22 protein-coding genes and 1 other RNA gene are annotated in these 25,017 nt (G+C 54.2%); 15 read left to right on the forward strand and 8 right to left on the reverse strand.

Annotation, left to right across the window (positions count from 1 at the left end; translation table 11 throughout):
- Positions 1-9: 9 nt before the first annotated feature.
- From tyrS to ACNKIB_RS13985, 6 genes are all read right to left on the reverse strand, one after another.
- Positions 10-1,230 carry a tyrosine--tRNA ligase gene (gene tyrS, locus ACNKIB_RS13960; RefSeq protein WP_417911180.1) on the reverse strand — a complete coding sequence of 407 codons (1,221 nt, stop codon included), beginning with the start codon at positions 1,228-1,230 and terminating at the stop codon, positions 10-12.
- Positions 1,220-2,779, reverse strand: a complete 1,560-nt coding sequence (rny, locus tag ACNKIB_RS13965) for a ribonuclease Y (protein ID WP_417911181.1) — start codon at positions 2,777-2,779, stop codon at positions 1,220-1,222. Before rny ends, tyrS begins: the two co-directional genes overlap by 11 nt.
- Positions 2,780-2,991: 212 nt before the next feature.
- A non-coding RNA gene (ssrS, locus tag ACNKIB_RS13970) (6S RNA) lies at positions 2,992-3,163 on the reverse strand.
- Positions 3,164-3,219: 56 nt separating this feature from the next.
- Positions 3,220-3,531 (reverse strand): hypothetical protein, encoded by a 312-nt coding sequence (locus tag ACNKIB_RS13975; protein WP_417911182.1) that lies wholly within the window; start codon positions 3,529-3,531, stop codon positions 3,220-3,222.
- Between the two features lie 21 nt (positions 3,532-3,552).
- On the reverse strand, positions 3,553-3,816 hold the full coding sequence (locus ACNKIB_RS13980) for a hypothetical protein (protein WP_417911183.1): 264 nt from the start codon (positions 3,814-3,816) through the stop codon (positions 3,553-3,555).
- A gap of 100 nt (positions 3,817-3,916) precedes the next feature.
- Positions 3,917-4,399, reverse strand: coding sequence for an NUDIX hydrolase (locus tag ACNKIB_RS13985; RefSeq protein ID WP_417911184.1), 483 nt, complete (start codon positions 4,397-4,399; stop codon positions 3,917-3,919).
- A 154-nt stretch (positions 4,400-4,553) separates the two neighbouring features.
- Here ACNKIB_RS13985 and ACNKIB_RS13990 point away from each other — a divergent pair, with 154 nt between their 5' ends.
- The 7 genes from ACNKIB_RS13990 to ACNKIB_RS14020 all read left to right on the forward strand — a co-directional run bounded on the left by ACNKIB_RS13990 (position 4,554) and on the right by ACNKIB_RS14020 (position 11,130).
- Positions 4,554-5,939: a lytic transglycosylase domain-containing protein gene (locus ACNKIB_RS13990; protein WP_417911185.1), complete on the forward strand. Its 1,386-nt coding sequence runs from the start codon at positions 4,554-4,556 to the stop codon at positions 5,937-5,939.
- Between the two features lie 13 nt (positions 5,940-5,952).
- Complete coding sequence (locus tag ACNKIB_RS13995; protein WP_417911186.1) at positions 5,953-7,341, forward strand: YihY/virulence factor BrkB family protein; 1,389 nt, start codon at positions 5,953-5,955, stop codon at positions 7,339-7,341.
- 39 nt (positions 7,342-7,380) lie between these two features.
- Positions 7,381-8,148, forward strand: coding sequence for a tetratricopeptide repeat protein (locus ACNKIB_RS14000; protein ID WP_417911187.1), 768 nt, complete (start codon positions 7,381-7,383; stop codon positions 8,146-8,148).
- 147 nt (positions 8,149-8,295) lie between these two features.
- Positions 8,296-8,691 carry a hypothetical protein gene (locus ACNKIB_RS14005; protein WP_417911188.1) on the forward strand — a complete coding sequence of 132 codons (396 nt, stop codon included), beginning with the start codon at positions 8,296-8,298 and terminating at the stop codon, positions 8,689-8,691.
- 327 nt (positions 8,692-9,018) lie between these two features.
- A complete protein-coding gene (locus ACNKIB_RS14010; protein ID WP_417911189.1) occupies positions 9,019-9,633 on the forward strand; it encodes a D-glycero-alpha-D-manno-heptose-1,7-bisphosphate 7-phosphatase in 615 nt (204 codons plus the stop codon).
- Between the two features lie 132 nt (positions 9,634-9,765).
- Positions 9,766-10,311, forward strand: a complete 546-nt coding sequence (locus tag ACNKIB_RS14015) for a hypothetical protein (protein WP_417911190.1) — start codon at positions 9,766-9,768, stop codon at positions 10,309-10,311.
- 330 nt (positions 10,312-10,641) lie between these two features.
- Positions 10,642-11,130, forward strand: a complete 489-nt coding sequence (locus ACNKIB_RS14020) for a hypothetical protein (protein WP_417911191.1) — start codon at positions 10,642-10,644, stop codon at positions 11,128-11,130.
- 74 nt (positions 11,131-11,204) lie between these two features.
- Here ACNKIB_RS14020 and ACNKIB_RS14025 read toward each other — a convergent pair whose 3' ends face one another.
- Positions 11,205-12,839 carry an SUMF1/EgtB/PvdO family nonheme iron enzyme gene (locus tag ACNKIB_RS14025; RefSeq protein WP_417911192.1) on the reverse strand — a complete coding sequence of 545 codons (1,635 nt, stop codon included), beginning with the start codon at positions 12,837-12,839 and terminating at the stop codon, positions 11,205-11,207.
- Positions 12,840-13,093: 254 nt separating this feature from the next.
- On the opposite strand from ACNKIB_RS14025, the gene ACNKIB_RS14030 reads away from it, so the two are divergent.
- Together ACNKIB_RS14030 and ACNKIB_RS14035 are read left to right on the forward strand one after the other, a co-directional pair.
- Positions 13,094-14,113: a hypothetical protein gene (locus ACNKIB_RS14030; protein ID WP_417911193.1), complete on the forward strand. Its 1,020-nt coding sequence runs from the start codon at positions 13,094-13,096 to the stop codon at positions 14,111-14,113.
- The gene (locus ACNKIB_RS14035) at positions 14,110-14,490 is read left to right on the forward strand and encodes a hypothetical protein (protein WP_417911194.1); all 381 of its coding nucleotides are present in this window, start codon (positions 14,110-14,112) and stop codon (positions 14,488-14,490) included. Before ACNKIB_RS14030 ends, ACNKIB_RS14035 begins: the two co-directional genes overlap by 4 nt.
- Here the strand turns inward: ACNKIB_RS14035 and ACNKIB_RS14040 are convergent.
- Positions 14,462-14,776, reverse strand: a complete 315-nt coding sequence (locus ACNKIB_RS14040; RefSeq protein ID WP_417911195.1) for a hypothetical protein — start codon at positions 14,774-14,776, stop codon at positions 14,462-14,464. The two genes, ACNKIB_RS14035 and ACNKIB_RS14040, sit on opposite strands and share 29 nt — an antisense overlap.
- Positions 14,777-15,364: 588 nt before the next feature.
- On the opposite strand from ACNKIB_RS14040, the gene ACNKIB_RS14045 reads away from it, so the two are divergent.
- From ACNKIB_RS14045 to ACNKIB_RS14070, 6 genes are read left to right on the forward strand one after another with little or no spacing between them, the layout of a single operon-like run.
- Positions 15,365-17,182 carry a response regulator gene (locus ACNKIB_RS14045; RefSeq protein WP_417911196.1) on the forward strand — a complete coding sequence of 606 codons (1,818 nt, stop codon included), beginning with the start codon at positions 15,365-15,367 and terminating at the stop codon, positions 17,180-17,182.
- A gap of 53 nt (positions 17,183-17,235) precedes the next feature.
- The gene (locus ACNKIB_RS14050) at positions 17,236-17,601 is read left to right on the forward strand and encodes a response regulator (RefSeq protein ID WP_417911197.1); all 366 of its coding nucleotides are present in this window, start codon (positions 17,236-17,238) and stop codon (positions 17,599-17,601) included.
- A 12-nt stretch (positions 17,602-17,613) separates the two neighbouring features.
- Complete coding sequence (locus ACNKIB_RS14055; protein WP_417911198.1) at positions 17,614-18,192, forward strand: chemotaxis protein CheW; 579 nt, start codon at positions 17,614-17,616, stop codon at positions 18,190-18,192.
- Between the two features lie 33 nt (positions 18,193-18,225).
- Positions 18,226-22,656: an Hpt domain-containing protein gene (locus ACNKIB_RS14060; RefSeq protein ID WP_417911199.1), complete on the forward strand. Its 4,431-nt coding sequence runs from the start codon at positions 18,226-18,228 to the stop codon at positions 22,654-22,656.
- 22 nt (positions 22,657-22,678) lie between these two features.
- Positions 22,679-24,475, forward strand: coding sequence for a hypothetical protein (locus ACNKIB_RS14065; RefSeq protein ID WP_417911200.1), 1,797 nt, complete (start codon positions 22,679-22,681; stop codon positions 24,473-24,475).
- A complete protein-coding gene (locus tag ACNKIB_RS14070) occupies positions 24,465-24,986 on the forward strand; it encodes a chemotaxis protein CheW (RefSeq protein WP_417911201.1) in 522 nt (173 codons plus the stop codon). Before ACNKIB_RS14065 ends, ACNKIB_RS14070 begins: the two co-directional genes overlap by 11 nt.
- Positions 24,987-25,017: the final 31 nt, after the last annotated feature.

Raw genomic sequence — 25,017 nt, forward strand, 5'->3', positions numbered from 1 at the left:
GAAGCCGGATTAGACGAAAAGCACCTTGCAGAAACGTCGCTTGCCTACCTTGAGCAGTAACTCGCCGCTGGCGGGAAGCTGGGCGTTAACATCTACGATCTTCTCGCTGTTCACTGTCACCGCTTTCTGCTGGATCATCCGGCGACCATCGGAGGTGGAATCCACCAGCCCGGCCTCCTTCAGCAACCAAAACAGCGCGACAGTCTCCTCCTGGGCAGGCAGCGTTTTTTCCGGGATGTCATCCGGCAGCTCGTGCTGCTTGAAAATCTGCTCGAAGTTTTTCTCTGCCGCGTCTGCCGCTGCCTGATCGTAGAAGCGAGCGACCAACTCTTTTGCCAGCCGCACTTTGACTGCCTTGGGATGCAGCCAGCCCTCAGCCATGCCCTTTTTCAGGGTAGCAATTTCGTCCAGCGAGAGATCACTGAGTAGCTCATACCAGCGGAACATGAGTTGATCGCTGATCGACAGGGTTTTGCCGAAAATCTGATCAGGCGGCTCAGTGATGCCGATATAGTTGCCCAGCGACTTGCTCATCTTGTTCACGCCGTCCAGCCCCTCAAGCAGGGGCATGGTCATGACAACCTGCACCTCCTGGCCTCTGGAGCGTTGCAGTTCCCGGCCCATGAGCAAATTGAAAAGCTGATCTGTACCCCCTATTTCCACATCCGCTTCCATCGCCACTGAATCGTAGCCTTGCAGCAGGGGATAGAAGAATTCGTGAATGGAGATCGGCTTGTTGCCGTGAAAACGCTTTTTGAAGTCATCCCGCTCTAACATCCGGGCTACCGTCAGCTCGGAGGCGAGGCGGATCATGTCATAGGAGGAAAGCTGGCCCAGCCAGGCCGAATTGAAGACCACTTTGGTCTTGGCTGGGTCGAGCATCTTGAAGACCTGGGCCTTATAGGTCTCGGCGTTACGGGCTACATCTTCTAGGCTCAAGGGAGGACGTGTTTCTGATTTGCCGGTGGGGTCGCCGATCATGGCGGTGAAATCGCCGATCAGGAAATGCACCTCATGACCGAGCTGTTGGAACTGGCGTAGCTTCTGGAGCAGCACCGTGTGGCCGAGATGCAGGTCAGGCGCGGTGGGGTCAAATCCTACCTTGACCTTAAGCGGTTTACCGCTCTCCAATGAAGTTTTGAGCTTTTTCTCCAGTTCCTCTTTGGAGACAATGCCCTCGCAGCCCCGCTCGAGCAGGGCCATCTGTTCTGCAATGGATTTATTTCGCATATTCCACCGCCCTGGTTTCTCGGATCACTGTAACCCGAATCTGGCCGGGATAGGTTAACTGTTCCTCAATCGCCTTGGCAATGTCCCGGCTCATGAGTGTAGCTGCGTCGTCGCCCACCTGCTGGCTATTGACGACAATTCGCAGGTCACGTCCAGCCTGGACAGCGTAGGATTTTTCCACCCCGGGAAAGGTATTGGCGATGTTCTCCAAATCCTCTAGCCGCTTGACGTAGCTTTGCAGCATTTCTTTGCGTGCGCCAGGCCGAGCACCGGATAAGGCATCTGCTGCCTGTACCAGGATGTCCAACACGCCCTGCGGCGGCAAGTCTTCATGATGGGCGGCAATGGCATAGACAATCTCGTCTCTCTCGCCATATTTCTTTGCTAGATCCCGGCCAATGATGGCATGAGAGCCTTCCATTTCGTGATCCACTGCTTTGCCGATGTCATGCAGTAAGCCTGCCCGCTTGGCCTTCTTCACATCTAAGCCCAACTCTGCTGCCATGATGCCGCAGAGGAAGGCTACCTCCAGCGAGTGCTGCAAAATATTCTGGCCATAGCTAGAGCGATATTTCAGGCGACCGATCAGGTTGACCAAATCGACATGGATGCCGTGCACACCCACGTCAAAGGCCGCCTTTTCGCCGGCTTCTTTGATCTCAACGTCCAGATCGTGGGTCACTTTGGCCACCACTTCCTCAATCCGGGCCGGATGGATTCTGCCGTCAGAGATGAGCTGTAGGAGCGATTGCCGGGCTATCTCGCGCCGAATGGGATTGAACCCAGAAAGAATGACCGCCTCTGGCGTGTCATCGATGATGATGTCAATGCCGGTGGCCGCTTCGATGGCCCGGATGTTGCGGCCTTCTCTGCCGATAATCCGGCCCTTCATCTCGTCGTTGGGCAGCGGCACCATCGAGACAGTCTTGTCGGCCACGTAATCCCCGGCATAACGGGCGATAGCCAGAGCGAGAATGTTTTTCCCCTTGCGATCAGCCTCCAGCTTCATTTCATTCTCGATCTTGGTCAGTCGCTTGGCCGCGTCCATCCGGGCCTCGCTCTCCATCGAGTCCAGCAGCAGCTTTTTGGCCTCCTCGCACGTGATCCCAGCGATCTTCTCTAATCGCTGTCGCTGCTCAATGATCAGAACCTCGACCTCTTCCTCGCGCTTAGTAACCTTGCGCTCTCGTTCAACGAGCTTCTTCTCTTGATCGGAAAGAGCGTCTTCTTTGGCCTTAAGGTCATTCAGATCCTCATGTACCTTATCGAGTTTCCGCTCTAGCCGTCGCTGCTCGTTTTCAATATTTTTGCGGGAATTCTTGATCTCCTGCTCGGCCTCTTTCTTGGCCTGATAAATCTCTTCCTTAACCTGAAGGAGATTTTCCTTTTTGAACTGCTCCGCCTCATGAATGGCGTTTTCTATAATCAACAGCCGCTGCTTCTCAAGATCGGCCTGATTACCTTCAATGAACTTCTTGCGCAGAAAAAAACCGATCCCGCCGCCTGTGATCAGAGCCAAGATCAGCAGAAACGCTGTGCTTATTGACATAATTGCATATCCTATATGGTTGCCAGCAGGGTTCCCTGCGGAAATAATGATAAAACGGCAGAAGCTAGCGTTTGGCGGAGCGGTACTGAAGGCTGGAGAAAAGAGACTGTGCTTCGGAGCGGGGCAGGAGCGGCCTGCGGGGTGGATGATCTGCTGTGCAGGCATCGAACCAGCTCGTCCGCCTATCTGCTCAGTGCTCTTCCGGCTGCAAAAAAATCCCCGCGCTGCCGTGTCAACAGAATGATTAAACCTATCGAAATAGGTGGGCGCGCCATGCTGTCGTCTGGAAATCAGTGAAGTTTTCCATAGTCCAGCAGAAGAGGAGCTGCCCTATCAAAGAGAGTTGGCTCAATACTCCGTTGATCACAAACAGCGCAGGGAAACCTTTACCCTGCTCTATAAAATAAAAACGCGGAAAAAGCAAAAACTATTTTTTCCACTCACCCCTTCAGTGCCGCGGCAATCTTCTCGATCATACTTAAAATCAAGAGGTTGCGCTCCGCAGCTAAATTCCGCTCCACCTGAAACGCGCCTAGCTCTTTTTCCAAACTCACGCAGCGAGCCGCCAGACGCAGTCCTCCCAGCACCAGCATGGTGCTAGACGGCACTGCTACCCCATTGAGCGATAGCCCGGTCTGTTCCAGCTCCGTGCGCAGCAGGGCCATGGTCTGCTCCACCTCTTCGTCTGGTGCGTCGCTGTAGAGCGAAAATTCTTGCCCGAACAGGGCGAAGCTGATCTGACGTTCGTTCATGGCTCCTTCAGTTCAGGAGACTCACGCCGCCTTTTCCCCTTTCTTAGGCAACTCGGCCTCCCATTCCTCAATTCGACCGAGCAGACCAGCCACTCGGCTGGCAACCTCGCCCCGCTGCTTTTGCAGTTCGGCATTCTCCAGCTTGAGCAGTGCGCACTCTTCCTCGCGATCACGAAATTTTTTCTCCAGGGCCTGCAATTTTTCTTTCTGCTCCTTATACCGACTGATCAGGGACTCGACAAGCTGTTCCAGTCGGATGATTTCCTCGTTGTTCTTTGCAATCATGATATGCTCCTCCTTTAGGACAATTCTCTACGAAAAATTGAGAGCAAAACAGGCAGTAATACCAGTTTTGCCGCGTTGGGGCAATTGAAAAATTCCGTCCCTACCGAAAATACCGCCAGCTCAACGGTCGGCCTTGACTGTAAGGCATGACCCCGTGAAAAGGCCGCTGATCGTCATCAAAGACCAAAGGCAGAAAAAAGCGGTCGCCTTCCCACATGGGCAAGCGGCTGATGTCTGCCAGTTGGTGCCAGCCCAGCTCACCTTCTGGGCAGCATTTTTTGGGTGTCCCGTCAAAGAAAGTGATCAGAAAGATGAAACCGAGCCAGCTTTCCCCGCTTGGACCAAAACCAGGCCAGTTGATGGTGCCGCGCAGGGTCATTTCTTGGCAGAGGATGCCTGCTTCCTCCTCAATCTCCCGGATCATGCAGGTATGCACATCCTCATCGGGCTGCATCTTGCCGCCCAAGCCGTTGTATTTGCCAAAATGCTGGTCAGTCGAGCAGGCGTTGCGGTGGAGGAGCAACACCTGCTGGCTATCTGGCGAGAGAACATAGCCGAGGGTACCAATAATGGGTGTGTGCATGGTAGCGCAATGATTCTGTGATTTTTTTCTTAAAACTGGTGTAGGGTATCCGCTTTTTGCCGCTTTTCGCTAAAAGTGTGCTACAATCAGACACTATTCAGGTCTGCGGCAGACTGCTCTGCCGCCACAGTTCCTTCAGATTCTCAAGGGTGCCATGCTGTTAGCTGTCAGAAAACTCATCTTCGCCCTCTTTGTTCTCGTCGCTGCGCCCGCCTTTGCCCAAGTTGAAACCCAGGGCTATTTCAATAACAACCTGCCAATTCAGCAAGCCATCCCGCAGAACCCCTCACCAAGCTTTGAGTTTCCGGTCTATCCGGTCATGTTCCCTAATGTTCGCTTCTGGGAAAAGGTTTATGGCACCTATACTGAAAACCAAGGCGTGCTGCATGATAAAAACGATCTCGACCGCATTTACCGGGTAATCAATCTGCTGCCCAAGGATACTCTGGGTGCAGGCAAAATCAATGAGAAACTGGTCGAGATGGCCCAGTTCCGCTGCCAGGCCATTCTGAAAAAGTTCGCTGCGGGCGGGATTCCGCAGACAAGCGATGAGATTCAGATTTACGCCCTATTCAAGCAGAAGAATCCCGCAGTTTTTCTCGCAGCTGTCGATAACATGCGGGTGCAGACAGGCCTCAAGAGTCGCTTTCGCGACGGAGTGATCCGCTCCGGCGCATACCTGCCTGCTATTCGCCGGATTCTGCGGATGAACAATCTGCCTCTGGAACTGGCCTATCTGCCCCATGTAGAATCCTCCTTCAACCCTGTGGCCCGCTCTAAAGCTGGAGCAGTTGGGCTGTGGCAGTTCACCTCCTACACAGGCAAGGAGTTCATGAAGATCAACGAGCTGGTTGATGAGCGCTATGACCTCTACGCGGCCAGCAATGCGGCTGCTCTTTTCCTCAAGGAGAACTACCGCCAGCTCGGCTCCTGGCCGCTGGCACTCACCGCTTATAATCACGGGCGGGGAGGAATGATGCGGGCCAAGCGAGAATGGGGAGGAAGTTATTCGCTCATCTTTGCCAACCATACCGGCAAGAACTTTGGCTTTGCCTCCAGAAATTTTTATTCAGAATTTGTTGCGGCCTTTCGAGTAGCCCAGCGAATCGAGAACGACCCGACCGTGATCAGAGAGCGACCGCTGATCAGTGCTTCGGTCCAGCTGAAAGACTATGCTTCAGCCCCGGAACTGTGCCAGTACTTCGGAGTCTCGGAAGAGGAGTTCCGCCGCCTCAATCCGGCCCTGCTCAAACCGGTGCTGGAGGGCAAAAAATACATTCCTAGAGACGTGGTCATCCATTTGCCAGCTACGCACTTTATCCGTGAGCGCATCCGCGCCATGCCAGCAAGCCTGCTTTACAATAACCAGCTGCCAGATATTCTGCCGCCCAAACCGCAGCTGCGGCGAATCGCTGCCCGCACCCGCAGCGTCCACACTTTGCGACAGAAATTCAAGGCAGATAGGCATCTCAGCAAAAAAAAACCTGTCCGTTCGAGGAAAGCGAAACCGGTTCGGAAGACAACCAAGCGCAGAAGATAAGCACGCAGCTCCCATGCCTCTTCCCGCACCACAAACAGCCAGGCCAGATCGCTTGACGCGCTGGGCTTTCGCCTGCAAACACGGCGAAGGGTGGCCTATTGCTCTTCTGCGCACGCTACTCCGCATCCTGCTGATCATGTGGCAGGAGTTCAACGACAGCAACATCTCTCTCCGCGCTTCGGCCCTGACCTTTTCCGTGGCGTTGGCTATGGTGCCGCTGCTGGCGATGAGCACGGCCATTCTGAAAGGCTTAGGCAATGGCAATCAGATGCGGATTGCTGCTTATCACCTAATTGATCAGTTAGACCCAGATGCACGGGCCAAAAAAGAGGCAGCTGCCGATCCTGGGCAGACCAGCATCATCACAGAACCAGAAGTACCGTCCCTGAACCGACATCTGCACAACGCAGTGGACACTATCTTTGACTATGTGGAGAACACCAACTTTGCTGCGCTGGGTGCCTTTGGTATTGCGGGCTTGCTGATCGTTGTGATTACCGTGCTCAACGCGGTAGAGGATGCGATGAATGCCATTTGGCATACCCGACGCGGCAGACCGCTGTTCCGCAAGATCATGGACTATCTCGCCCTGCTGGTGCTGCTGCCCATTTCCGTCAATATTGCCCTGGCAGCTGAGGCCGTGCTGAAGTCGCAGAAGATCATGGAGCACATTGCTGCTGCTATTCCCTCAGCATGGACGGTCGGCCTGCTGTTGAAACTGTTGCCCTTTCTGTTTATCACTCTGTCGCTGATGATGATGTATCTGTTCTTCCCCAGCGTCAAAGTGAAGACCGGTGCAGCCCTGTGCGGCGCGGTGTTTGGCGCGGTGTTCTGGTTTATTGTCCAGCGGCTCTATGTGATGCTGCAAATGGGGGTGGCGAACTACAATGCCATCTATGGTTCCTTTGCCACGGTGCCGCTCTTCTTGGTCTGGATGCAGCTGGGCTGGATGTTCATCCTGCTGGGCGCAGTGCTCGCCTATGCAGTCCAAAATCGCAACCATTATCGCCTGCCCGGCGCAGAGAGCACAGCCCGGCAACGGCTGCAACAGGCCTTTGATGTCTTACTGACAGTCTATGGGAACTTTGCTCGCGCTGAAGCAACCGAGGAAGAACGGCTATCCGATGTCTGCGCAGTCAGGAACGAGGCGGATTTGGGGCAAACCGTAGATTTGCTGATCAGTAGGGGCCTGCTGCACGAGGTGGAGCAGAACGGCGCAACTGCTTACATTCCGGCCCGGCCTGTAGAGCACCTCACGGCAGCTGAGGTGGTGCGACTGGTCTTTGGTAATGGCTCGGAAAAGACCTCGACCGGCGGCAGGCTGGCCGGGCAAATCGTCCAAGCCGCAGAACAAGCCGTGCTGCCCGCAGATTTTCCACTAGCCTGCCTGAATAACTCTTAGAAAATCTTCCTTTCTTGCTCGCAGGCAAAGGAGTTTGGCTTGGCAACAGAGGAGTTCTGCCGACTTGGAAAGGAGTTGTACTCGGCAGAAAAGGAGTTTGGCCGATTCGCCAAGGAGTTCTGGTTAGCCACAAAGGAGTCTTGCCGACTAAGAAAGGAGTTGAAGTCGGCCAAACTCCTTTATGGCCGACTAGGTTGCTGCAACCTACTTGCTATGTACTGTAAATACTTTTTGTTGGCTTATGCGAGAGATCTCATGAAGACGGTATTCCTCGTCCTGCTGTTTCTGGGTGCGCCGTCGTTGCTGTGGGCAGATGACGAGCTGACTGCCCGCATCCGCAAGTTTGCCGAGCAAGGCGATCCCAAGGCGGAATTCAGCATGGGGCTGCGTTACGACCTGGGCGATGGGCTAGAGCGCAATCCTGAATTGGCCGCGCAGTGGTTCCGTAAAGCGGCAGAGCACGGCATAGTTGGAGCGTGCTTGTATCTTGGCCTGAAGCACGAGTTTGGCAACGGGGTGAAACTGGATCAAGCAATGGCCAGCAGCTGGTACGAGCGGGCGGCACTGCTTGGCTCGGCGCAAGCGGCTTTTCTGCTCGGCAATCTTTACCGGATCCTTGAAGATCCCGACACGATACGCGGCTGCGTTTGGCTGGAAATCGCTGCCAAGCAAGGGTATCCAGGTGCGGAAAAGGCAAAGCAGGAAAGTTGCTTTGGTCTGAGAGCGCAGGATTTCCAGGAAATAGTCGCCTTGATCAAAAAAAATGAGGACCAAATCAAACAGCAACGCGGAAAGCCGGTTAAATGAGCGGTATCTGCAAAACACTTGGCAAACGAGGAGATTTTTTTGTTTGCGTTATCTGCACAACATGGTAGGGTCAGAGGCGAAAGAAAAATAGGGCGAGAAGTTCAGCGCACGCTTTTAACAAATAGACACGCAGAAAAAATGACGGTCATGAAAACAATCTCCTATTGGACAATCATCTGCTGCTGTCTCGCATTCGCTGCCAGCCAGCCAGCCCTTGCTGACAGCCCATTGCCTGAAGGCACCATCGTCAACACACCGTTTCCATCTCCCCAGTTTGAGGATAAGCGGTTGGATTGGTGTCTAAGCTGGGCTAAGGACTGCGGCAAAGCAGCGGCTGATGCGTGGTGCAAGGCGCAAGGGTTTGAATTAGCCTCGAAGTTTGAGATTGACGAAAATATTGGCAAAGTTTCGCCAACCAAGATATTCAGTACCGGGCAGAGCTGTGATCAAGACTTCTGTGACGGATTTAAAATGATCGAGTGCCGCAAGTTTGATTGTCCGGCTGGTGCTAAAGAAAAATGTTGCTATGGCAAAGAATGCTGAACTGAGCAGAAGGGGCTGAGACGGCTGTTCCTCTCGCTCTGGAACAGGGAAAATATACGTTGCAGGGTAGCAAAACCTTCCTGAACCAGGGAAAAACGGCTGTGTAGCGGAGAAAAATCGTTCTACAGCGGGTAAAAATGGTCGTGCAGCACGGAAAAATGACTGTGCGGCGGAGAAAAATCATTCTGCAACGGGTAAAATAGGCGTGCAGCGAGGAGAAATGACTGTGCAGCAGGGAAAAATCATGTTGCAGCACTACCGGGCCGTTTCCACTCCCTACATCCTTTGCTGACGCACCCTTTTTCCCAACCCGCTGAAGAGCCTGTCATGCCTGACCTGTCCCCCTATCTGTCTGCCAACGACCGTTTGCGGCCTGCTGTCTTTCTTGACCGTGACGGCACCCTCAATGAGCAGATGGGCTACATTAACCATCTCAGCCGCTTTGTCCTCCTGCCCGGCGTAGCCCAAGCGATCCGCAAGCTCAATGAGCACCGCATTCCGGCAGTGGTGGTGACAAATCAATCTGGCCTGGCGCGAGGGTATTTCCCCCTTGCCCTTCTGGATGCCGTTCATGCCGAAATGGAGCGACAGCTGGCTGCTGAAGGCGCACACCTGGACGGCATTTACGTCTGCCCCCATCACCCAGAGGCCAAGGTCGTGCAGTATCGCCAAGCCTGCCGCTGCCGCAAGCCCCGGCCTGGGCTGTTGGAGCAGGCCGCCGCAGAGCTGCGCCTTGACCTCTCGCGCTCGTTCATGGTCGGCGACCGGTGGTCAGATGTAGAATGCGGAGTCCGCGCGGGTGTCGCGCCTATTTTGGTACTGACTGGCTATGGTCGGGGCGAGCTGGCCTATCTCGAACCAGAGAAAGAGATTCAGCCAGCCGTGATTGCCCAGGATGTACTGGAAGCGGTCGAGCGAATCATCCTTCTCATGGCCCGCTAAACGCACCGGAGAGACGCAGACAAATCTTTTTCCGGTAAAAAATATTTGACAGGGCGAATATCTCGAAGATATCATATACTAACTTTACAGCGGTACATTCACTTTTATCCTTTCAAAGGGGGCGAACACCAAATGAACATCAGAAAATCAGCTCTTTATCTCATCGGCGGCCTGTACTTTCTTTTCTTCTCCGCAGCTTGCGTTTGCAATCCTCCGGCACCAGGCCCTGGCAAGCCTACTGAAGGTCCTGGACAGCAGGAGCAGCAGACAACAACTGTTCCTACCACCGATCAGGGTCAGGAAGAAGTGATCGTTGAGGAATCAAGCAGCACTGAGGCGGTTACCAGCGACGAAGGCATGGTTGTTGAGGAGGCAAGCACCGAGGTGGTTTCCAGCGAGGAAGGTACTGTTGTTGAGGACGCTGGTACAGTCGTTGAGGAATCAAGCACTGAGGTAGTTACCAGCGACGAAGGCACTGTTGTTGAGGACGCTGGTACAGTCGTTGAGGAATCAAGCACTGAGGTAGTTACCAGCGACGAAGGCACTGTTGTTGAGGAAGGTTCCGCTGTTGTAGAAGGTTCTGGTGAGGTAGTTTCCGAAGAGGGTACTGCTGTTGAGTCAACAGGCGAGACAGTCATTGAAGAAGGTCCGGCTGACGGCACACCAGTCAGCGAATAACCTAGGCTGCAACGCAGTTGCTCGCACTATACCGAGGGCGGTTTGCGCCGCCCTCGGTAGGTTTTTCAGTGTCCACACTCTGTATCCTCTCAGCAAATTCCTGCCAGCTTCATCCGGCAGTTGTTTTTTTTATAAGTAGCTTCGACTTCCTTTTTTCTTCAATTGGTTTTCTTCCTGCCAGCGTGACAACACAGCCTGATCAGGTGGTTCCTTTTGCTCCCTGCCTACGGCTCTGACTGACTTTTTGCGGAAAAAAATTGACAGAGCAAATCTGCTCTGTATCATAGGGCAATATCTATTCACTTTTTCACTCCGAAGGGGGATGATTCAATGACTGTAAAAACAACAGCCGTTCTGGTTAGCAGCTTGCTGCTGCTCTTTTTCGTAGCTGCCTGCGAGAAACCTGCTTCAGAAGAGAAGAAACCTGCTGCCACCGCAACTGTAACAGCACCAGCCAAGCCGGTTGAGGCCAACAAGCAGCAGGATACTGCCGCACCTGTTAGTGGAGAAACAAAGCAAGTTGAACCCGATGCCAAGCAAGCAGAGGCTGCGGCTCAGGAGCAGCAGGCAGCTGAAGCAGCTCCTCCTGAAGAACCGGGCGCGGATGAGGCCGTAATTGAAGAACCGCTTGATGAGGCTGGTGCGGCTCAGGAGCAACAGGCTGCCGAACAAGGCGGAGCAGAACAGGCACCTACTGGCCAGCAGCAGGATCAGCAAGCTGAAGCACCAGCTGCCGATGGAAAAGCACCAGAGCAGGTTCAGCCGCCTGCCGAACAGCAGCCTGCGCAACAGGTTCCTGTACCTGCCGAGAAGAAGTAACGAACATCCTCTGTCCAGTTTTGCGTAGGACGAAAATGGCTTCCTCAACTGGCTGAGGAAGCCATTTTTTATGCTCACTCCTGCATCAGGATGCGGAAGCCGAGCATATCTTCGTGATAATCAGGCCGGTTTCTGAACCGGAAAGCTGCCCGGCAGTTATGTACCCTGCTCGCTGCTGATCCACCCCGCTCGACTCGCTCCCCTCCGCCTGACGGCCCCTGCGGATTGTTGCGCACCCCGCCAGCAGCGTAGTAGTCCTTGTCAAACTTGTCGTTGCACCATTCCCAGACATTGCCGCTCATATCATAAAGACCAAAGCCGTTAGCCTGCTTGCCGCCCACAGGGTGCGTCTTTTTGCCGCTGTTTTCCTCATGCCAGGCCAGCACATCCGGGTTGTCACCGCCGCAGTATTTGCCAGAACCATTGGCCCGGCAGGCATATTCCCACTCCGCCTCAGTGGGCAGCCTATACATCTTGCCGGAGCGTTTGTTCAGCCGAGTAATGAATTCTTTGATATCCTCCCAAGACACATTCTCAACCGGATATTGGCCGCCCTTGTTAAAGCCAGCAGGGTTATCACCCATGATCTTTTGCCACTGTTCCTGCGTGACCTCATATTTACCCATCCAAAAGCCGTTCACGCAGACCTCATGCACTGGCCCCTCCCAGGCAAACCGGCTTTTCTCGCCAATCTCTGACCCCATTTTAAAGCAGCCACCTGGCACATAGACAAACTCCATGCCAGAAGCTGCGTTAATCAGCACATCTCCTTTATTCGCTTGTCTTGGTTCTGGCGCAGGAGTGGCTGCCACCATTGGCGGCGGTTCAGGTGTAGGCATTATTACCCTGGGTGCAGGCTGTGTCATCTCTCTCTGGCGGAGTGCTTCCTGAAGCTGCTTGGGCACCAGGAAGAAATCCCCCTGCTCCTGATGGTTCCTGCTGGCATAACCATATCGCGGCATCTCGCCAGTGCTGCGGTAAACCGGCTTGAGCATTCGCCCAAACAGACTGCGGCCTGATAATATTTCCCGGTTGTCACGCAGGGTAATCAAGAAGCTCCGGGCAAAGAGGGAATACTTGGCCTCAGCCTCATGCACTGGTTTATCGCTACCGGAAGTCAGAACCGTGATGGATGGTGTTTCTAATAGCCGTCGGAGGCGTGCCTCCTTGCTCTCTCTGAGCCGGGCATCATCAGGCAGCTGGAAAGCATCGGAATAGGCAGAGTCTGTTACGACCAAAACGTGCCGTACCCGCACAGTGCTGAGGATATTGGTGATCAGCTTTGTGGGAATCCAGCCAGCCTCGCTGTCCTGGGTCGCATCGATAGGCTTCCAGTACCCAGAGCCGCCTCTGCCAAGTTGGCCATGTCCGGCATAGTAGATCAGCAGGCTGTCTCGCTCGCGGCCTGCCATTCTTTTTGGCAGCTGAGAGAGTGTCCACAGCGTTCGATCCCGATCAGCATCTAGGAGCAGTTCGACTTTAAAGCCATACTGCTCCTCCAGCATCCGGGCCACTTCCTGGGCATCAGCCCGCGCTGTCCACAGCTCCTCAAGATTTTTGTAACTCTGATTGCCAATCACCAGGGCGTAATATCTGCCGAAATCCAGCGGAGCAAGCTGTTCTGATGCAGCCGCGCTTACCGCCAGCACAAGGAAGAGAAGCAGCAGGCCGATAATTCCTAGCTGCTTCCTTTTCTGCTGCCAAGCCATAATGTGTCTCCTTTGAGTTCTGAGAGTGCTGAAGCTGTCGCGCCTTGGTTGCAGCAAGAGAGGTACGACAGTGTGCAATAAATTAGGAAGATTGTACAGAAACAGACTGGGATCTGCAACCGCAGAATGTTGCCCGCAGCGCAGGTGCAGCAGTGAAAAAGCGGTTGACAGGCAGTAGCTCAGGGCTGTTTAATAGATTTATGATAATCGTTATCATTGCATGATCTTCATTTAGCCTAGCAAGGAGAAAGCTTATGAATGTAAACTGTGTAAAAAGAAATAAAACATGGAGGTTGCTCCATGTTTTAGTCAGCGTCCTGATTGCCGCTGTTTTTCTTACTGGCTGTTCAACTCTGCGGGTTGATTCAGCACGAAATCTTGGAGATGCCGGTCAACAAACAGCAGATACGATTGCTGAGAATGTTTTTATTTCCGATGCAACCTGCCAGCAAGCGATTGATGTCCAGACATTAATTTTTTATCACGATGTAGGTGAAGAGCCGCCTGGAGATTTGGAGAAGAAATTTGAGGAACTCAACAGTAGATACAAGGCAATTCATGAAGAGCTGAAAGCACGCCGCTTGGTCTTCACCCAACTTAGCGAGACCTACAGGGCCTTTTCCGAGCTGACGGACAATGAATCCGCTGCTGAGACAGAAGCGGCCATCAGAAAGCTGGGGGAAGCGGTCAACAAATATGCCGAAGCCGCAGGCAAGGAGGCTGTTCTTTCCGGTTCTGCGCAGAGAAGTCTTGGTACCCTGGGCAAACTGGCGGTTGTGGAGTTGAAAAAGAAGAAGATCAAGCAGGCCAGTGCCCTGATTCGCGAACGAATCTCTGCGTTTGCCAAGCTGCTCAAAGATCCGCTGGTAAAAGAGCAGCTCCTGGGCTTTCAAGCAGATTTAGCGGCCATCAAAAAGGATGGCGTGTTGACCTTGTGGGAGACTGGCATTCTTGATCCTAGTCCGATGCTTGATCAGATCGGCGCGGACATCGGTTTGCGGGCTGCGCCAGATGCCGCTCTTGTTGCCCGGCAGAACAAAAACCTCAGCTATGGGTTAACCAAGATCATTGCTTCCCGTTTTGAGAACAAAATGGCATTGATCAAAGAGAGCTATGAGACCAGCATCAGCGCGATGGAGGAGCTGATTCATGAGCATGAAGCCTTGGAAAAAGACGGGCCGCTGAACTTGACCCGACTGATCAATATCGCCGCTCGGCAGCAGCATGTCACCAAATCCTTGGCCCCTGACACCAATAAAGAGGCAGCAAAATGATTTCGCCCAAGAGTATTCAGGATGTAAAGATTGATGGCAATGGCACACTCACGGCAGCTGAAGCCCTTGCTGCGTTGCGGTTGGCAGATGAAGCTGCTAAAGCTGCCAAACGAGATGCGTTGCGCTTATGCGAGACTCAGGAGGAACGCTGCAAAGTCCTGTCTGATTGTATTGATTGCAGTCTGGCTTATACCAGTGCCCTGCAAAAAAGTCTGAAGCTGACTGGTCCGCTTTTTGAACAAACTGCCAAGGAACTGCGAGAGGCGGCGAACGAAGTCACCAAAAAGTCCAAGCAACTGACCAGAGCTGCCGATGCAGTTAAGCTGCTGACCCAGGCAGTCAAGCTCGCTAAATCTCTAAGCGGGGCCTTTGCCTAACTATTCCTGCTCGTTGGGCAAGGAGTTTGGCTCGGCAAGAAAAGAGTTGTAGTCGGCAGAAAAGGAGTCTTGCCGACTTGGCAAGAAGTTTGAGTCGGCCAAACTCCTTTTTGGCTGAACAGGAAAGGAGTTCTGCCAAGCCGAACTCCTTTCCTGCCGAGTAGAACTCCTCTGCAAGTCGGCAGCACTCCTCTGCGGCTTGGCCAAATTCCTTTACTGCTCGGCCAGATTCCTTTCCTACTGAGTAGAACTCCTTTCTGACCGAGCCAAACTCCTTTATCAGCAAGCCTCAAAGGAATATTTTCTCGGTGTTACGCAAAAAATCCTGCCACAAAAGGAAATGTTTCCCTCGCCGCTGCCACCTGATTGAGACAATATAAAGTTCAATTTTTTGTCTTTGCTTATTGACGTAGGCCAGAGGATAAGCCATGCGGATATGGAAATTATCTTGGGTGATGGCAGCGAGCAACAAAAGTGCTGCTGGTTGTATTTCCGTGCAAGATCGTTGTTTGGTTGGTTGAACTAGGTTGTTTTCTTAGTTCGCCTCATGAATTGTTTTGACAAAACTGCCAAGTTCTATTTAATATATCAGAATTTCCTAACCGGAATCTCCCTGCGGGGAGAGCGGAGCGGTCTCCCGCAGACTGCTGTCGTTTCTGTTTTCCGGTTCCGCTTTCACGCAGCAGAAGGAAACGATGCGCGCCTATCCTGTAACCTCTTGTAAGCAGACAGGCTTCCCTTTGCAAAAGATGCACCTGTCTTTGGGCCTTCATGTATCATGCACAGCATCTGCGGCGCGGATTTTTCTGTTTTCTTTAAACTGACTTGAAGAGCAGCATTTGCGGATTGATGCAGCAACGCGCAAGGAATGCACATGAAAAAAGTATTGCTGGTTGATGACGACGAAGTCGTTCACGAGCTAATCAACACCACGTTAAGCAAATACAGCAGCGTCTTTGAACTTGTCCATGCCTTTGACATTAAAAGTGCCGCAGCGGTACTGGAGAAAGAAGAGATATCGCTGATAGTCACCGATTTGGTCATGCCAGGCGGTGACGGTTTCCAGCTCCTCTCCCAGTTGCACGAAAAACACGCTGACTTGCCCTGTATCGTCATGACTTCCTACGAGCTGCCAGAGTTAGAGGAGCGATTGGCAGGCAAGGTCTTTCAAATTTTCAAAAAGCCGGTCATGTCGCAGGAGCTGGCCGAGGCTATCATCCGTGGCCTCAAGACGCAGCAGAAGAAAAGTGATCTGGGTGAGTTTTCCGTGGTGGGTATCGTTCAACTCATGGAGACTGAAGGCACCACCTGCCGCTTGGATGTCCACAAATCCAGTGATCACCGCGACATTAACCAGTGTATTGAGCAGAACTGCAAGGAATACCGGGGCAGTTTGTATCTGGTGCAGGGCACGATTCACGACGCGGCCTGCGGTAAGCTCGTTGGTGAGGAAGCAGCCCTTAAGCTCCTGAGTATGGAGGGCGTGCAGGTGAGTAGCTGCCTGTTGGACAGCAAGAACCTCACCCGACGAGTGCATAAGAGCAACCAGAATCTGCTCATCAATGCCATGATTCAGAAAGATCACCAGTGCGGCGAGGAAGAGGATGTAGAACAGCCGCAGCAACAGAAGCTGCTCGACGAGGGGATTCGCCTCTGCGAACGTCTGGAATTCAGCCAGGCCCAGAAGCCGCTGATGGCCTTTGTGAAGGATAACCGCCAGAACGCCGAGGGCTGGCTCTGGCTGTCGCGGGCAGTGACTGAGCCGAAAAAGATCAAGGCAGCTTTGGCCGAAGCCTACCGGCTGGAGCCAGAGGATGCAGATATCCTCGAAGACGTGGAAAAGGCCCGGCTCCTGAGTAGCACAGCTGGGGAAGTCAAAGTCAGCCGCTGCCCTTTCTGCTACGCCCCTTTGGAGCTACAGGCTGCGGTGTGCATCTTCTGCAAGTCCAGCCTGCTGACTGAGTCTAAAGCTTTGGCCAAGCTCGACACGGGTGCAGTTGATCAGCGGCTGATGCGGCAGGCAGCCACCCGTTTTGAGAAAGTGCTGGCAGCTGAGGTCAATCCGAAGATTCTTTTTTATGCTGGGGCCGCCTATCTCAACCTGAACGACTTTGATAAGGCTCTGACTTATTTCGACCTTCTGATGCCGATCATCCAGGTGGATAGCCGTCATCAGAAGGTGGCCGAGCAAGTGACCCAGATTGTCGAATATATTGCGGCAAACCAGAAGCTGGAGGAACGCACTCCGAAACCAGATCAAGCCCGCAAAGAGAAGCAGATCATCGACAATCAGGCCAATAAGCGGACAGTGCTGGTGGTTGAGGATAGCCCCACCACCCGCAAGGTGATCAAGATGACCCTGCAAAGCGGCGGCTTTCGGGTTATTGAAGCGGTGGATGGGGTGGAAGCACTCAGCAAGCTCAACGATGACCGGCCAGACATGGTGCTGCTTGATATCATGCTGCCCAAGATCGACGGCTACAAGCTCCTCTCTATAATTAAAAAGAACGGCGAGACCAAAGATATTCCGGTAGTTATGCTGACCAGCAAGAACCGGATCATCGACAAGGTCAAAGGTCATCTCTCTGCCGCCAGTGCTTATCTGACCAAGCCCTTTAAGCCTGCGGAATTGATCGGGGTGGTCAGTTCTATCCTTGACAAGACCGCTCCAGAAGAAGCGCAGGCAAGCTGAAGGATAGCTCATCATTGAACCAGTAACATTAAACATCAAAAAAGGGAAAGGACATGGCAAAAAAACTGCTGATCGTTGATGACAGCCCCACAGAACTGAAGCTGATCACCGATGTGTTCAGCGGCCCAGAGTATGCGATCGTCACGGCAGTTGACGGCGAGGAAGGGGTAGAAAAGGCGAAGTCGGAGAAGCCGAACCTGATTATCTTGGATGTGGTCATGCCGAAAATGAACGGCTTTCAGGCCTGCCGGACAATCAAATCCGAGCCAGAGACCCAGAATATCCCGATCATCCTGCTGACCAGCAAGAACCAGAAGTCGGACGAGTTCTGGGGCAAGAAGCAGGGCGCGGATGTGTATTTGACCAAGCCCTTTGACTCGGCGGAACTGCTCAAGGCGGTTACCGGCTTGCTTGCCTGAGATTGCTGCCGGATGACCGCCCAGCACGACATAGCCAGCTCGGATTCCGGCCTGGCAGAGTTGCTTGCCGCCATTGACGGCGAAATTGCCGAAGAACTGCGCCGGGAGCAGCAGCAGGCAGGCGATTCCGGCTCGGCCAAAGCTCTGGAGGAGATTGGTCGGTATCTCTGCTTCACGTTGGCCGGGCAGCATCTGGCGGTGCCGCTCTCCTCAGTGATCGAGGTTGGCGAGCTGGAAACCGTGCGACCTCTGCCCTTTCTCCCGGATTGGGCCGAGGGGGTGACCAATATCCGGGGTGAAATTGTCTCTGTCACCAATCTTGCCGTGTTTTTTCAGATTGCCGGAAGATTTACCAGAAAAAATCGGCTTGCTGTTATCCTCCATGAAGGTGGAATGAAGACAGCAGTGATTATAGACAAGATCACTGGTACCCACCTGTTGTACAAAAAGGAGGGACTGACCGGCAACGGCGTGGCAGCTATTCCGGTTGATTTTCTCTCTGGCCCGGCCCTGTTTATGGCGGAAAACGGCGAGAATCGGCTGGAGCTGTTCAACAGCGGCAAGCTGCTCGCCGCCCTTAGGCTGCAATGAACTTCCTAACCCTCAACCGATAAAAACAGGCAGATGGACGGCACGGCCAACGGCATTGCGGCTGAATTCCTGAATGAGGTGGAAGGGTATATGCCGGAGCTGCGCGGCTGTCTCCAGGCTCTGAAAAAGAACCGGAGCAACCAGGAGGCTGCCGAGGAGCTGCATCGCATTGTCCACACCATCAAGGGCGCAGCAGCGATGGTTGGCTTTGATGATCTGAGCAAGACCGGCGCATTGCTGGAGCAGGTCATGGATCAAGTGCTCGACTCTGGGCTAGTGATGGATGATGAGCTGATCACCCTGTTCGGCGAAACTGCCCAGCGCATCGACACCTTCTGTACCCTACGCAGCGTTGGCGAGCAGGGAAGCGGCAACCTGTATGAGGAGACCTTGGCTGCTTTCGAGAAAAAGCACCGTCGGCCCGCGCCAGAAGAGGACGAGGTCCCGGTAGAAAAGGCAGAGCCGCCGCAGGCCGTCGTCGATGATGATTCCATCGCCGGGATTCTTGATCAGCTTCTATCCGTGGTGGACGGCGAGGAGGCGGAACCGGAAGAGGAATTCCTCCTCAACGAGACCTGGGAAGATCACGAGGAAAAGGCTGCTCCCAAGGAAGAGGCCATTGATCCTGAGCTGCTGGAGTGCTTTACCGAAGAGACAGCAGAGCATATGGAGAACATTACCCTCCAGCTCAAGCGGCTGGCTGCTGAAGTGGAGAGCGAAACAGCTCTCTCGGACGGGCTGCGAGAGAGCCTGCATTCGTTACGTCGCTCAGTGCATACATTGAAAGGTGCGGCAGCAGTGATCGGCATTGAGCCGGTTGCTGCTTGGGGCCGCGAGTTTGAGGATTTTTTAGACTGGCTGCATGACGAGGTCCAAGCTTTAAATCCCCAGGCAGTGGCGGCCATTCAGGACGGGAGTGACCTCCTGGCGGTGTTAGCCGAAGACCCAGCTTGTTCCGTAACCGAGGAACAACAGGCAGCAACGGAACAGTTTAAGAAAATCAAGGCCGCAGGTATCGCCAAGCAAAAAGCCGAACCTGAATCTGTCCCACCTGCCGAGGCTGCGCCGCTGGAAGAGGTGGATCAGGCGTTTGCTTCCGAAGTTGATGACTTTTTTACAGAGAAAACAAGCGGCACTTCGACGGCATCCCTCTTTGACGAGCTGTTTGCGGATGATACGGAAGAGGTTGAGGCGGCCAGCGATGCTCTGTTTCAACCTGAGGTGGCAGAACTTGCCAAAGCCTTCCCGGTGGAGGAAGAGGTTGTCCTACCTGAGCCTACGGCAGAGGACATTTTTACCGTAGAGCAAGCACAGGAACAGCCAGCTGATCCATTGTTTGAGGACCTTTTTGCCTCTACTGCCCCCCCTGAAGACAACGACGAGAGCCTGTTTCAGGCGGCTGATGCAGATAGCCTTTTTGTCGCCCCACTACCAGTGCCGGAAGCCGCTCCACCTGAGGAAGAAGTGGCTGAGGAGTCAGAGGCCATTGATCCTGAGTTGCTGGAGTGTTTCGCTGAAGAGACCACAGAACATCTCGAAAATATCGACCTTCAGCTCAAGCAACTCGCTGCTGCTGCAAGCGAAGAAATTTCACTTTCCCAGTCGCTGCGGGAGAATCTGCATTCGCTGCGCCGCTCGGTACATACACTGAAGGGGGCGGCGGCGGTGATTGGCATCAAGCCAGTGGCGGCTTGGGGCCATGAGTTTGAAGACTTCCTTGACTGGCTGCACGATGAGTCGCCGAGCTTGGGGCCGCAGGCCGTGGCTGCCATGCAGGAAGGGGCTGATATCCTCGCCCGGCTGGCTGACAATCCCGTCTATTCGGCAGCAGCGGAGCAGCAGGCCGCTGCTGCCCGCTTCCAGGCCATCATGACAGCCCCTCCTCGGCCTGTCGTCGAGATTTCCCTCGCGTCCACATCTGACCTGCCTTCCGAATCAGACGTATTTTTTGCCGAAGAACGGGTGGACGAGCCGCCTGCACCCCTTTTCGATGAACTGTTTCCCTCTGCTGTCGCCGAGCCTGCGGAGGATATCTTCGCTGCCACTCCAGTAGAATCTGCGGACAGCGGAACTGAGGCTATTGATCCCGAGCTGATGCAATGCTTCACCGAAGAGGCAGCAGAGCATCTGGAGAACATCGACCAGCAGCTACGGCTCTTGGCAGCGCAGACAGCCAACGAAACCCCGCTTTCCGATACCCTGCGCGAGGAGTTGCATTCATTACGCCGCTCGGTGCATACGCTGAAGGGTGCGGCAGCGGTGATCGGCATTGAGCCGGTAGCGGCTTGGGGCCATGAGTTTGAAGACTTCCTTGACTGGCTGCACGATGAGTCACCGGTTTTGCACCCGGAAGATGTGGCTGCCATGCAGGAAGGCGCAGATCTGCTGGTGCGCATCACCGAACATCCAGCAGTTCCTTTTGCGGAGAAAAAGGCGGCCATTACCGCCCGTTTCCGCAGCATTATGGCTGGAGAAAAAACAGCCCAGCCTGAACCCGTGGCGGCAATTGAAATTGAGCCTGTCTGCGCACCGGAGCATAAGGCGGCATCTATTCAGGAAAAGCCCGCTGAACCTCTTCCGACAGTTCCTGCTCAGGCAGCACAAGCTGTTCAGCCTCCAGAACAGCCGAGCGGTGGAGTACGGAAGATCAACACCCTGCGCGTGGAGATCAACAAGATTGACCAGGTGGTCGGCCTGAGCGGCGATATGGTCATCAACTTGAGTAGTTTTGAATCTTCTATGTCAGCCATGTCCGGCACGCTCAACGAGCTGGGCATGATCCTTCAGCGGCTGAAAAGCATCAATCACAGCTTAGAAGCAGGCTACGAGCTGGCAACTATCCCCTATCTGCGCGGCATGGGCGATACTGGTAGCGGTGGTGTCACCGAGGACTTTGATCCGCTGGAGATGGACCGGTATTCCGAGTTGAACATTCTGATTCGTTCTCTCAGCGAGGCGGTCAGCGACCTCGATTCCATCATGGCTCAGAGCGCACTGGAGAACATCGCCTGGGAGAAGACAGTTGAGCGGCAGGCGCGGGTTCTGAAGGACATTCAGAATAAAATGATCGGCCTGCGCATGACCCCATTTTCCGTGCTTTCCGCCCGAATGCACCGCACTGTGCGCGAGGCCGAGCGCAGCACTGGCCATCCAGCCCAGCTGATCTTAGAAGGCGAGTCCATTATGATGGACACCCGAGTCTGGGATACGATGGCAGACGCACTCATGCATATCCTCCGCAACTCGGTGGCCCACGGCGGCAGCCCAGAACGGCAGCTCACCGTGCGGATCAAGGCCGAACGCCGGGGTGGTCAGTTCTCCCTGCGGATCAGTGACGACGGCAAAGGGCTTAATTACGATGCAATTCGCAGCAAAGGCATGAAACTCTACCCAGACGAGCGCATCGGCAGCCTCAGTGACGAAAAGATAGCGGGTCTGATTTTCCGGCACGGCTTTTCGAGCGCAGGTTCGATCAGCACCATTGCCGGTCGGGGCGTGGGTATGGATGTAGTACGGGATTCCGTCGAACTGCTCAACGGCTCAATTGAAATTTTTTCTGTCCGAGGCAAGGGACTGGAGCTGTTCATCCGCCTGCCAGTAGCTGTAGCCCAACTTCACGCAGTACTTGTCCGGTTAGCCGGACAGATTTACGCTGTACCCATGCATGATATCACCAGCGCAGCCAGGGTGCGGCCTGAAGACATAGCTGCTAATGAATGCGAGGTTGACGGCAGGAAGCTGCCACTGCTTAATCCGGCGGCGATTCCTGGTTTTCAGGTCGGTGGTGCAATAGGCGAGGCTCCACCGGAAAGCGAACTGGCAGTACTGGCCGTTCAAGTCGGCAGCAGATTGGCTGCACTGCTCTGCGAACAGATTATTGGTCAGCGTGACATTGTTTTTAAGGATTTGGGCAGTCATCTGAGCAACGTGTCCTGCATTGCGGGCGTGACCATTATGGGTGATGGCAGTTTGGTACCCATTCTTCAAACTGATGACCTCCTGAAAAAGTGGGCTGAGTTGGCCGCTCCATCAGCAGAGGTGGAGATAGCTGAAGAAGTACACGTAGAGGAAAGGCCGCTCCAGGTGCTGGTGGTTGATGACTCGATCAGTGTGCGCAAGGTCGTCTCGAACTTCCTGCTCCAGCAGGGTTGGCAGCCGACCATTGCGCGCAACGGCATCGAGGCGTTGGAACGCATCCGCGAGGAGAAGCCTGATTTGGTACTGCTAGATGTGGAAATGCCGCGAATGAACGGTTTCGAGGTCTTGCAGACTCTGCAAAGTCAGCCGGAATTCCAAGATATTCCTGTAGTCATGCTCACCTCGCGTAGCGCAGACAAATACCGCGAGAAGGCATCGCAGCTTGGTGCGCGCGGCTTCATGACCAAGCCGTTCAAGGAAGATGAGGCCATCGAACTCATCCGCAGCATGACCTCCAGGCAGATGCTGGCGGAGTTGCACGGATGAACCGCTTATCTGGCTCGGAAAAATGAAAAAAATCTGTCTGGTGCAAGGGGGCAAGTTTCTGCTGGGCATACATGCTGAGGATATTCTTGTCCGCACAGCTTGGGCTGAGGTTAAGCCAGGCAGCAGAGTTGTTCAACTCAGCGCACTCTTAGCACGGCAGCCAGGCGGTGCAGTCCCACCGGAAGCGGTTTGTTTAGAGCTGCAAGGAGAGGGAGAAACCTTTTGCCTGCTGGCTGATCGGATTGTGGATGAAGTAGAGGTTATCAACCCGCCCGGCCCGCTACCGCCCGCCTGTCCTGCCTTGGCCGCTCGCCTTTGCCCGCAGGTGACGATCTGGGGCGACACACCAGTGTTGCTACTGGATCCAACCCAGGTCATCCCGATAGCAGCGGAGCTGGGCGAAGGTATCGGTCTGCTGGTTGAAGAGCCGGAGCAAGAGGACGAGATATCGGCATTTGAACCAGAAGAGGAAGACGATCCGTTTTTCCTGTTCATCGAAAAACCGGTACCCCTATTTGTGGAAGAGCAAACAGAAGAAATTTCTGCACCAGAAGAGCCGGTGGCATTTCTGGCAGAAGTTATCCCGGTAGCGGCGGGGTTGGGCGAGGACATTGATCTGTTGGCTGAGGAGTCGGAGCAAGAGGACGAGAGATCAGCATCTGAACCAGAAGAGGAAGACGATCCATTTTTCCCGTTTATCGAAAAACCGGCCCCCCTGTTTGTGGAAGAGCAGGCAGAAGAACTTGCTGCACCAGAAGAGCCGGTGGCATTTCTGACAGATGAAGAGGCACTCGCAGAGGATGTTGAGATAGAGGCGGAAGAAGAGCGAGAGAAACCGATTGCGGAACTGGCATCTATACCTGTAGCTCTCGCTGCCTGCTCTCCTGATTTTTCTTCCGACCTACCGGAGATGGAAAAGGAATCCGCATCTCTTGGCGGAATACCAGAAGAAGAGGAGCCTCTCTCCTTTTTTGACGAAGAGTCTTCCAGCAGCTCGACTGAGGAAGCTCAAGAGCCGTTTGCTGGGCTTTGGGAGCCAGAACCTCCCAAAGAGGAAGAAGAACCCGCTGCCGACAGCGAACCGGAATCAGAAGAAGAGATTGTTGTCTTCTTTGATGATGAGCCAGAAGAACCCTGCACCGTAGGAACAGCTTCCGCTGTCTGCTCTCCCGATTTTTCTTCCAGTCCGCCAAAGATGGAAGAGGAATCCCCATTTCTTGACAGAATACCAGAAGAAGAGGATCCTTTCTCTCTCTTCGACGAAGAGTCTTCCAGTAGCTCGACTGAGGAAGCTGAAGAACCATTAGGTGGGCTTTGGGAGCCAGAACCTCCCAAAGAGAAAGAAAAACCTGTTGTGGACAGGGAACCGGAATCAGAGGAAGAGATTGAAGAGGTTGTTGTCTTCTTTGATGACGAGCCGGAAGAACCCTGCGCCGGAGGAGCAGCTTCCGCTGTCTGCTCTTCCCATTCTTCTTCCAATCTGCGGGAACGCGAAGACGCGGCAAAGCCAGCACTGGAAGTTCAAGCTCCCCAGCCTGAAGCTGCCCGGTCGCAGCGAAAAAAAGAAACCGCCTCTACCATTGACGAAGAGACCTTCAAAAAGGTCATGATATGGACTATCGCCCGCTTCAAGCAGAGCAAAGCTGGCGAGGAGCTGCGTCTCGGCACAGATCAGCTGCCGCCAGAGCTAGCAAGTATGGTTGAGCAGAAGGGATTAAGCAGGAGCATCATCCAGTATCTGATTGATCAGATTGTCCTGCGCTGCAAAGAAAGCGAGCACGCAGGCCGCCGCCTGCCGGATGAAAAACATGTCAAGTGACAAAGACAAAAAGCGGACTACCCAGAAAGCAGTGGCCGTGCGCATGGCCGGCGGATTTGACCGGGAGCCGGTGCTGCTCTTCGCGGCCCGGCAGGCCGAGGAAGTGCTGCCCGCAGCCCAGGTCCAGCCGCTGCCTTTTGCTCCTGACTGGCTGCTTGGTCTCTGTGCCTGGCGGCGGCAGGTGCTGCCAGTGCTTGATGCTGCCAAGCTGTACGGGCTGGATTCCTTTACTGGTCGGTCTCTGTACTTGGTGGTGCGGGCAGCAGCCCCGACAGGCGAGGAAGACGGCACCCGGAAACTGCTGCGCTGTGTGCTCAAGATCTCCAGCCAGATCACCGCCCGCGATCTGCCCAAACAGTGTGCGCCCGCCTCTGCTGAGGAGAGCGGCCTAAATCCGGCTCTGGTCAGGGGCCTTTTCGCGCACGAAGACGGCCTCCTGATTGTGCCTGACCTGCTGCCCGCACTCTGCCCGGCAGCGGCTGACAACCTGTTCCAAATGCCTGCGGTTTAACGGTTCGGAAAGTCCGTTCCAGGTAATTTTC

Origin of the sequence: Candidatus Electronema sp. PJ, from assembly GCF_048287395.1 — a bacterium.
GTDB lineage: Bacteria > Desulfobacterota > Desulfobulbia > Desulfobulbales > Desulfobulbaceae > Electronema.